Source organism: Prevotella sp. MGM1 (assembly GCF_002933775.1).
Classification (GTDB): domain Bacteria; phylum Bacteroidota; class Bacteroidia; order Bacteroidales; family Bacteroidaceae; genus Prevotella.
Map to the genome: position 1 here is coordinate 1 of NZ_BEWV01000025.1, position 1,666 is coordinate 1,666.

1 protein-coding gene is annotated in these 1,666 nt (G+C 36.1%); it reads right to left on the bottom strand.

The genetic code is table 11. The features are described from left to right. Positions 1-245: 245 nt before the first annotated feature. On the bottom strand, positions 246-1,499 hold the full coding sequence (locus MoGM_RS00360) for an ATP-binding protein (protein WP_104368269.1): 1,254 nt from the start codon (positions 1,497-1,499) through the stop codon (positions 246-248). Between the last annotated feature and the right edge of the window lie 167 nt (positions 1,500-1,666).

Consider the following 1,666-nt stretch of genomic DNA (forward strand, 5'->3'; position numbering starts at 1 on the left):
GTCCATAAGAGTTTTTTACATCCCGCCACTTTTGTTTTTTATCAAACCATCATCCAACACAAGTTTATACAAGAGGCTTATACACTTTGTTAAAACGTCAAAATCCTTTTTTTTAAAAATAAAATGCAATCTTTTGTCAACATGGAATAGTTCTTTGTGAGGTTCCATTTCCATCTACCAAGCTATTATTAAAATTGAAACAGAAAAAACAAACCTGCATTCAGATTACTTGTCGTATATGTTTTTCATATATCCAAACTATCCTCATCGAGCAGGAAATCAAATAGTCCGATAGTGAGTATTCCCTCCTCATTCCGGCGAGGCATAATGTGGTCTTTGACAACAATAATTTTCTTAAAAGAGTCATTGATGTTTATCAACGAACGAGATTCCTGTATCTCCTTTTCTCTATCAGGGATAGATAGAGCCGATTGCACATAATACTTCTTACTACCGAGAGTGGCGATAAAATCCACTTCCAGTTGGATGCGAAGCCACTTGCCGTCCTTATCAGGCTTCTTTATTTCCACCATTCCTACATCAACACTGTAACCACGGACAACCAATTCATTGTAGATGATGTTTTCCATGATATGCGTTTCCTCCTGTTGACGCATATCAAGAATGGCATTTCTCAAACCAATGTCTGCGAAATAATACTTAGAAAGCGTGTTGATATACTTCTTTCCTTTTATATCATATCGCATTGCCTTATTCAAAAGAAACGATTCTGATAAGTAGATAAGATAATTAGAAATGGTCTGACTACCAATCTTTACATTTTTTACGCTCTTAAAAGTATTCGACAACTTTGTAGGATTACATGACGCACCTATACATGATGCCATGATAAGCACCAGCTCACGCATCTCATTCCCATTCTTTATTTTATGCCTCTCAATAATGTCTGACAAATAAACAGTCTCAAACAAATTCTTCAAATAGTTTATCTTCTTTTGTTCCGTATCAAAAGATTGAATGAGAGGCAAGCCGCCATAAGTATAATATTCTCGCCATACGTCTTGCTTATCCCCACCTACAGCAGAATAAAATTCTGAAAAAGAAAGAGGATTAACATGGATTGTCTCCCCTCGGCCACGAAACTCTGTCGGGATGTCGGATGATAAAAAGTGAGAGTTACTTCCTGTCACATATGTATCGGCGTTTTCGATATGGCGGAAACTGTTCAAAACATCAACGAATTCATCCATCAGTTGCACCTCATCTATAATGATATAGTAGAGTTCCCTGTCTTTAATTCTATCATGGACATAATGGAGCATCGTATCTGGATTCCTCAAATCCTTGTTCATTCGATCTTCAAGATCAACACGGATGATATGGTCATTTGTCACACCATTTTCCAACAGATAGTGATAAAACAAAACATTCAAGAGGTATGATTTGCCGCATCTGCGAATTCCCGTTATAATCTTGATGAATCCGTTTTGACGGCTTGCTATCAATTGCTGGAGATACCTATCTCTTTTTATTTCCATAACTTACATTAAATTTTTGCCAAGATTGGCGTTTTTACAACGCAAAGATATATAGAATTCATTGATTTGCACAAATTATTATAATAAAAAATCGCCAAAGTTGGCAGTTTTTATTTTTAAACGGGCGAGTTTTGAACAGCGTTTTGTAAATATTATTACCAACGTCC